Here is a 7,471-nt window from a genome sequence, read left to right on the forward strand (position 1 = left end):
TCTGCCCCAACCCGCCCGCCCCAACGAACCCCAGCACGCTGGCCATGCGGATGTTGTTTTCCCAGCGGTACAGGCTGTATGCCAGCAGCTGCGGCCACAGGTTGGGCAAGGTGCCGAAGCAGAACGCAGCCACCTGGCTACCCCCCTGCAGCCGGATAGCCGCCGCGGGTTCCGGGGGGGCGTTTTCCAGCGCCTCGGCAAACAGCCGGCCCAACACCCCCGCCGTATGCAGCGCCAGGGCCAGGGTACCGGCGTTGGGGCCTAGCCCTGCAGCCAGCACCGTCAGCGCCGCCCACACCAGTTCCGGGATGGCACGCAGGGCGTTGAGCAGCAGCCGCGCCACCGCCTGCAACGGCCACCCGAAGCGGCCAGCTGCAGGGAGGGCCAGCAAAAGCCCAAGCACCATCGCCAGCAACGTGCCCATGCCCGACATGGCCAAGGTTTCCAGCGCACCGTAGGCAACCGCCCCCACATGCCCGGCAGACAGGTCCGGGTGCAGGAAACGCCCGGCGTACTCGCCCATCTGCCCCAGGCCGCCGTTACCCACCAGCGCCTGGAAATCCAAGCCGAGGTAGGTGAAAGACGCGACCACCGCCGCCAAAATCGCTGCTACCAGCCCCAGGTTGATCAGCCGGTTCATGTCAGCCTCCAGCGCAACAGGCGGCTGAAACCGTCGGCCAACATCACCAGTACCAGGAATGTCAGCAGCATGCTCGCCACCTCGGCGCCAGCGAACATCCGCATCGACAAATCGATCTGCTGGCCGAGGCCCCCTGCCCCCACAAAGCCCATCACCACTGAAGCGCGGATAGCGCATTCCCAACGGTAAACGGTATACGACACCACCTCGGCGGCCGCATTGGGCAGGATGCCGTAGAAAAACGCGCTCAGCCGGCCCGCACCGGCATGCAGCAGCGCGTGGGCCGGCCGCTGATCCACCGATTCGAAAATCTCGGCATAGACCTTGCCCAGCATGCCGCTGTAGGTAATGGCGATAGCCAGTACCCCCGCTGTCGGCCCCAACCCTACTGCCCGTACGAACAGCAGCGCCCAGACAATTTCCGGCACGCTGCGCAGAAAGATCAGTACCCCACGCACCGGCATGCGCACCCACCGCGACCACCCGGCCCCGCGCCCATTGCTGGAAGCGGCACGCAACGACAGTGCCCGGCTGGCCAGTAACGCTGCCGGTGCTGCAAGCAACAGTGCCAGGGCCATACCGGCAGTGGCGACAGCCAAGGTCTGCAGGGTGGCGTCCAGCAGCAGTGCCACGAACTGCGCATCATGGGTCGGCGGCCAGAACGCCGCCGTGAAGCTGGCGATCTGCTGACGGTTCTCCGCCTGCAGCAGCACGCTGGGGTTGAGTTCACTCAGCTGGATGCCGGGCCACAGCACCATCACTGCCAGCAGCCCAAGCAGCAAACGCGGCAGCAATGCAGGGTCGCGCGCATCAGCCTTCAACATCGAGGCATCTGCACAGACAAGGGTGCTGGCTGGTCAGGCGCCGGCGCCAAGTGCTCGTTGGCGTACAAGTCATTGAGCAGTTGTTCGCTGACCGCCTCGGCCGGGCAGTCGAACAGCACGTGGCCATCGCGGATGCCAATCACCCGCGGGAAGTGCGCCAGTGCAAGCTCCACGGCATGCAGGCTCGCCACCAGCGTCACACCGCTGGCCTGGGCATGGCGGTTGAGCAAGGCCAGGCTGTGGTCGGCCAGCACCGGGTCCATCGCCGACACCGGTTCATCGGCCAGCAACAGCCGGGGTTGCTGGTACAGGGCACGGGCAATGCCTACCCGCTGCAACTGCCCGCCTGACAGTTGCCCGCACTGCACGAACAGTTTGTCAGCCAGGCCCAGTTCGGCCAGCACCCGGCGTGCACCGGGGATATCGCTGGGGTACAGCAGGTTGAACAAACCCCGCAGCACGCCCCATTGGCCGAGGCGACCGGCGAGTACGGCCGTGACCACGCGCTGGCGAGGTGGCAGCGGCGGCGCCTGGTGCACCAACCCCACCTGGGCGCGCAGGCGTTGGCGCGCCCTGGCAGACAGCGCCCAGGGCTGCTCGCCGAGCACGTGCAGGCTACCGCTGCTGGGCGGCAGCGCTGAGGCCATCAGGTGCAGCAAGCTGGACTTGCCGGCACCCGAGGGGCCGATGATGGCCACCCGCTCACCTTGCCGGATTGCCAGGCTCACGCCGTCCAGCGCCCGCACTGCGGCATGTCGCAAGCCGGCGCCGTGCAGTTGCACTGCCAGCGCCGAAGTCGCAGCCGCCGTCACTTGAGCAGGCCGGCCTCGCGGGCAGCCTGTTCGGTGCCCTGGTAGTTTTCAGGTTTGGTTTCGATGAAGCGGCTGGCGGCCTGCAGGTCCAGAATGGCCTTCTGCTCGGGGTTGGCCGGGTCCAGGTCGAGGAAGGCCTGCTTGATCTTCTGCTTGAGCGCAGGGTCCATGTTGCCGCGCACCGTCCAGTTGTAGTCGAAGTAGGTCGGCGTGGTAGCGAACACACGGACCTTGCTGGTATCCACCTTGCCGGCATCCACCAGCTTCTGCCACACGCTGGCGTTCAGCACGCCGCCGTCCACCTTGCCCGCCTGCACCCAGGCCACGGTGGCGTCGTGGGCACCGGAATAGGCCACCCGGCTGAAGTAGCCCTCGGGTTTGATGTTGTCCTGCTTGAGCATGAAGTAGCGCGGCATCAGGCTGCCGGAGGTGGAGGAAATGGAGCCGAAGGCAAAGGATTTGCCCTTGAGGTCGGCCAGGCTCTTCACGTCAGGGTTGGCAGTGATGAACTTGGACGTGAACTGGGCATCCTGCTCACGCTGCACCAGCGGGGTGGCGGTCGGGTCCTTGAGGTGTACCTGGACAAAGGTGAAACCGCCCAGCCAGGCGAGGTCCAGCCGGTCGGATGCCAGCGACTCGACAACGGCCGGGTAGTCGGCCACGGGGACGAACTTCACGTCCATGCCCAACTGCTTGCTGAGGTACTCGCCCAACGGCTTGAACTTGCGCTGCAGTTCGGTTGGCGCTTCATCCGGGATGGCGCTGACGCGCAGGGTTTCCGCCGCCTGGGCGACAACAGTGCAGCAGGACAGCACAAGGCTGGCGGCGAGCGCCAGGGGACGTTTGAGCATGGGTATTCTCCAGTTGAGGGGCGAGCGGCCGCCCAACGGATTATAAGAGGCCCGGGCTCAAAGGCCAGCTTTGCTACAATCGCGCCATACATTGAGCTGCCGAGGTGCACATGAGCGAGCCGATTCGCCTGACCCAGTACAGCCATGGCGCCGGCTGTGGCTGCAAGATCTCTCCCAAGGTGCTGGACGTGATCCTTGCCGAAAGCGGCGCCCAGGCGCTGGACCCCAAGCTGTGGGTGGGCAATGCCTCGCGCGACGATGCGGCGGTGTACGCGCTGGACGATGAGCGTGGCGTGGTGTCGACCACCGACTTCTTCATGCCGATCGTCGATGACCCGTACGATTTCGGGCGCATTGCAGCCACCAACGCCATCAGCGACATCTACGCCATGGGCGGAGACCCGTTGATGGCCATCGCCATTCTTGGCTGGCCGGTCAACGTGCTGCCGCCAGAAGTCGCCCGCGAAGTCATTCGCGGGGGCCGTGCAGTGTGTGCCGAAGCGGGCATTCCTTTGGCCGGCGGGCACTCCATCGACGCGCCCGAGCCCATTTTCGGCCTGGCCGTCACCGGCGTGGTCAGCAAGCGCCACCTCAAGCGCAACGACACCGCCACGGCAGGTTGCCGCCTGTACCTGACCAAACCGCTGGGCATCGGCATCCTCACCACCGCCGAGAAAAAAGCCAAGCTGCGCGATCAGGACCGGGGCCTGGCCCGTGACTGGATGTGTACCCTCAACACCCCAGGCAGCCGTTTCGGCAAGCTCGACAGTGTGAAGGCCATGACCGACGTCACCGGGTTCGGCCTGCTTGGCCACCTGGTGGAGCTGGCAGAAGGCAGCGGCCTGACGGCGCACCTGGACTACGCCGCTGTTCCACGCCTGCCTGGCGTCGAGCACTACCTGGCCGAAGGCTGCATCCCAGGCGGCACCCTGCGCAATTTCGAAAGCTATGGGCACAAGCTGGGCGCCCTCAGCGACGAGCAGAAGCACCTGCTGTGCGACCCGCAAACCAGCGGTGGCCTGCTGGTGGCGGTCAGCCCTGAAGGTGAAGCAGCGTTTCTCTCCGTGGCCTCCGAGCTGGGCCTGCAGCTATCGCCGATCGGCAGCCTGGTAGCGCGACAGAGCCACGCAGTCGAGGTCGTTTGATGCGCCCCGACTGCACTGACTTCCGTCAGCTTTTCCTGAACGACGTGCCGATGATGGACATGCGCGCCCCCATCGAATTCATCAAAGGCGCCTTCCCCGGCGTGGTCAACCTGCCGCTGATGAACGACCAGGAGCGGCAGAAGGTCGGCACCTGCTTCAAGCAGCAGGGCCAGGCCGCCGCCATCGAGCTGGGCCACCGCCTGGTGGGGGGTTACACCAAGCAGGCGCGCATGGACGCCTGGGTGGCGTTCACCCAGGCTCACCCTGAAGGCTACCTGTACTGTTTCAGGGGCGGCCTGCGTTCGCAGATCGTTCAGGGCTGGCTACGTGATGAGGCTGGTATCCGCTACCCTCGCATCACCGGCGGCTACAAGGCCATGCGTACCTACCTGCTGGAGACTACCCAGCAAGCCGTTGCCCAGTGCGGCTTCGTGCTGCTGGGTGGCCTGACCGGCACCGGCAAAACCGATGTACTGCACCAACTGGACAACGTACTGGACCTGGAAGGCCACGCCAACCACCGCGGCTCCAGCTTCGGCAAGCGCGCCACCGCGCAACCGGCGCAGATCGACTTCGAAAACCAACTGGCCATCGACGTGCTGAAAAAACGCGCCCGTGGGGTCAGCCAGTTCGTGCTGGAAGACGAAGGCCGTATCGTGGGCAGCTGCACGGTCCCGCTGGAGCTCTACCAGGGCATGCAGCAGTACCCGATGGTGTGGCTGGAAGACAGCTTCGGCGGCCGGGTGGAGCGGATACTGCGTGACTACGTGATCGACCTGAGCGCCGAGTTCGTGGCACTTCATGGCCACGAGGCGGGGTTACAGCTGTTTGCACAGCGGATGCTGCAGAGCATGGCCAATATCCACAAGCGCCTGGGCGGCGAGCGCCATCAACGGCTTGCGGCGCTGCTCGCCCAGGCACTGGATGAGCAGCAGCGCAGCGGCGCGGTGGATCTGCACCGGGGCTGGATCGAGGGGTTGCTCAGCGAGTACTACGACCCGATGTACGCCTACCAGCGGGACGCCAAAGCCGAGCGTATCGAGTTTGCCGGCAACGCCCTGGAAGTGCGCGAGTACCTCAAGGCACGGGCGCAGCGGCATCAGGCGCCGCGCCTGTAACCCAAGCCGTCATTGCCCGGGGCTAGTACGCGCTCCAGCTCCGCTGCACGGTCGCGGGTCATGTCCATCAGGCAGGTGCCGCCTTCCAGCTGGGCCATGGTGCCGCCACTGGCCTGCCGGTGGAACTGGCAGTTGCCATCGCGGTAGGCCAGCCACTTGCGTTGTACATCGCGCAGGCTTTTTTGCTGATCGGCAGCCAGCTTGCCCATCAGGCGTTTGTACACCGCGTTCAGGCGCTGGTCCTGCACCTGGGTTTCCGCCTTCAGGCATTCGCTCATGGCGACGGTGCTGGAGGCTTTGTCCATGCACTGCCCATAGGCCGGCGAATGGTCGTCGGCCATGGCCAGCGGCAGGGTACAGGCCAAGGCGATGCCCGCCAGATAATGCTTGATCATGCAAAGGCTCCTTGTGGTCGTTACAGAGTCTGAGGCTGCTCCGGCGGCATCAGCACCTTGCCGGGTTCGAAGCGCAAAGACGGCATCTGGGTGGCGGCATACAACGTCACCGCCAGTGCCGCAATGAGGGCTACATCCGCCCAGTTCCAGCCTGGCATATCGGCGGCGCAGCGCGCTTTCATGCAGTGCCAGGCCTGGCCCAGGCAGAACACGCCGATCGCCGCCAGCCACAGGTAAAAACCAGCGGCAAAGCCGGCCAGGTCGTGGAACTCATAGCTCTGGTTGTCGGGCAGGCGGTCGATACCGAAGCTGGTACCCGCCAGGTACAAGGCGCCCAGCCCTGCCAGCAACGCAAACCGGCGCAGGCGACGGTGGGCCAGAATGGCCAGGGCCAGCAGTGGGTTGGCGAACCACTGGTGCAGGCCGAACGGCAAGCCCCATGGCCCGTACAACAGCATCTGCAAGGCCGGCATGTGGCGACCGCCTGCCATCAGCGCGCCGTCAAAAAACAGCGCGGCCAGGTACAGCAGCAGGCTGATGCTCAGGTAGAAAGCGGGCAAGGGGCACCTGGAGAGTTCGGGACAAGGGGTGACCTTAACCCATGCCCGGCCCGCCCTCCAAACACCGGGTACAAGGCATCAGGCAACTGGCGGCTCCAGCAGCAGGCCGTAAATGCCGGAGTCCGACAACTCACCCGCTACGCACCAACGGGCGCGCAACGTACCTTCAAGCACGAAGCCCTGGCGCTCCAACGTACGCGCAGAGCCCTGGTTGCGTGGGTCGATCTCCCCTTCCAGGCGGCGCAAGTGCAGGGTGTTGGCGATATAGTCGATGAAGCAGGTCAACGCCTCATCCATGTAGCCGCGCCCCTGCACGGCGCTGGCCAGGCAGTAACCGATCTCGCCACGGCGGGAAACATCGTCGATGTTGAACAGCTGCACCATGCCGATCAACTCGCCATTGTCGCGGCGGTACATGCCGAGCTTCAGTTGCTCGCCACGGGTGTAGGCTTCGCGGTCGGCGGCCAGGGCACTTTCTGCCTCAGCCAGGTTGTGCCAGGGTGCATGATGCCAATAGCGCATGACCTCGGGGTCGGCCATGATCTTCAACCACTGCGCAGCGTCGGCATGGCGCATGGGGCGCAGTTGCAGCCGCGGGCTGTCGAGGCAGAGGTCACTGGGGAAACTGCGGGGTGGGGTCACGCCGGATCTCCTGTCCATTGCGGGGAGATGACAGTTTACCTACATGTTGGGTGGAAGGCGCCTGGCTTGCATTATTGCCAGGGGCTACAGTCGGGACGCCTAACCAGGCGGTCACGCGCGCCTGCCACAGGCGTAACTGGCCCGAAACAATCGTAGGAGCGAGCGCAGCTCGCGATGCGCCGCGCGGGCGGCGCTCGGCCTCACAGGCGAAAATACCTCAAGGCGGGCACCTGTAAGCCCCCACCCCTCTACCCGCAAACCGGTCGGCGTGGTGGCCGAGGCAGATCGCGTGATGGCAACCAAGGGCATGACGTGATGGTTGTGGTGGCGCGCAGATCGAGCGCCGCCCGCGCGGCGCATCGCGAGCTCTGCTCGCTCCTACGTTTGTTTCGGGCCAATTAGGCCTGTGCCATTGGCGCGCGGACGCCTTGGTGCATGTCGCGGTACCGTGTCGTACCAACCAGGCGGTCGCGCGCGCCTGTCA

At 65.5% G+C, this 7,471-nt stretch carries 9 protein-coding genes; 2 read left to right on the forward strand and 7 right to left on the reverse strand.

All coding sequences use genetic code 11. The features are described 5' to 3' along the window. From IAE38_RS23375 to IAE38_RS23390, 4 genes are all read right to left on the reverse strand, one after another. Positions 1-640: ABC transporter permease subunit (locus IAE38_RS23375; RefSeq protein ID WP_201219531.1), on the reverse strand; the 640-nt coding region annotated here is incomplete at its 3' end. After that, positions 637-1,464: a PhnE/PtxC family ABC transporter permease gene (locus IAE38_RS23380; protein WP_201161888.1), complete on the reverse strand. Its 828-nt coding sequence runs from the start codon at positions 1,462-1,464 to the stop codon at positions 637-639. The genes IAE38_RS23375 and IAE38_RS23380, both read right to left, overlap by 4 nt. Next, a complete protein-coding gene (locus IAE38_RS23385; protein WP_201219541.1) occupies positions 1,458-2,252 on the reverse strand; it encodes a phosphonate ABC transporter ATP-binding protein in 795 nt (264 codons plus the stop codon). The genes IAE38_RS23380 and IAE38_RS23385 overlap by 7 nt, the downstream gene beginning before the upstream one ends. Before the next feature lie 20 nt (positions 2,253-2,272). Further along, the gene (locus IAE38_RS23390; RefSeq protein ID WP_201219533.1) at positions 2,273-3,127 is read right to left on the reverse strand and encodes a putative selenate ABC transporter substrate-binding protein; all 855 of its coding nucleotides are present in this window, start codon (positions 3,125-3,127) and stop codon (positions 2,273-2,275) included. 110 nt (positions 3,128-3,237) lie between these two features. On the opposite strand from IAE38_RS23390, the gene selD reads away from it, so the two are divergent. Then, the gene (gene selD, locus IAE38_RS23395) at positions 3,238-4,272 is read left to right on the forward strand and encodes a selenide, water dikinase SelD (protein WP_201219535.1); all 1,035 of its coding nucleotides are present in this window, start codon (positions 3,238-3,240) and stop codon (positions 4,270-4,272) included. Next, positions 4,272-5,390 (forward strand): tRNA 2-selenouridine(34) synthase MnmH, encoded by a 1,119-nt coding sequence (gene mnmH / locus IAE38_RS23400; protein ID WP_201219537.1) that lies wholly within the window; start codon positions 4,272-4,274, stop codon positions 5,388-5,390. The genes selD and mnmH overlap by 1 nt, the downstream gene beginning before the upstream one ends. Here mnmH and IAE38_RS23405 read toward each other — a convergent pair. The 3 genes from IAE38_RS23405 to IAE38_RS23415 form a co-directional block, all read right to left on the reverse strand. Continuing rightward, positions 5,372-5,785 (reverse strand): lysozyme inhibitor LprI family protein, encoded by a 414-nt coding sequence (locus tag IAE38_RS23405; protein WP_201219539.1) that lies wholly within the window; start codon positions 5,783-5,785, stop codon positions 5,372-5,374. The two genes, mnmH and IAE38_RS23405, sit on opposite strands and share 19 nt — an antisense overlap. 20 nt (positions 5,786-5,805) lie before the next feature. Then, a complete protein-coding gene (locus IAE38_RS23410; protein ID WP_201161883.1) occupies positions 5,806-6,345 on the reverse strand; it encodes a hypothetical protein in 540 nt (179 codons plus the stop codon). Between the two features lie 78 nt (positions 6,346-6,423). Beyond that, positions 6,424-6,987 (reverse strand): GNAT family N-acetyltransferase, encoded by a 564-nt coding sequence (locus IAE38_RS23415; RefSeq protein WP_028631614.1) that lies wholly within the window; start codon positions 6,985-6,987, stop codon positions 6,424-6,426. Positions 6,988-7,471: the final 484 nt, after the last annotated feature.

Source organism: Pseudomonas sp. S32, from assembly GCF_016648095.1.
Taxonomy (GTDB): domain Bacteria; phylum Pseudomonadota; class Gammaproteobacteria; order Pseudomonadales; family Pseudomonadaceae; genus Aquipseudomonas; species Aquipseudomonas parafulva.

What these genes read in the sequence shown, in the direction of transcription:
- IAE38_RS23380 (WP_201161888.1), bottom strand. Translation starts at nt 1,464, where the DNA reads ATGTTGAAGGCTGATGCGCGCGACCCTGCATTGCTGCCGCGTTTGCTG.
- IAE38_RS23390 (WP_201219533.1), bottom strand. Translation starts at nt 3,127, where the DNA reads ATGCTCAAACGTCCCCTGGCGCTCGCCGCCAGCCTTGTGCTGTCCTGC.
- selD (WP_201219535.1), top strand. Translation starts at nt 3,238, where the DNA reads ATGAGCGAGCCGATTCGCCTGACCCAGTACAGCCATGGCGCCGGCTGT.
- mnmH (WP_201219537.1), top strand. Translation starts at nt 4,272, where the DNA reads ATGCGCCCCGACTGCACTGACTTCCGTCAGCTTTTCCTGAACGACGTG.
- IAE38_RS23405 (WP_201219539.1), bottom strand. Translation starts at nt 5,785, where the DNA reads ATGATCAAGCATTATCTGGCGGGCATCGCCTTGGCCTGTACCCTGCCG.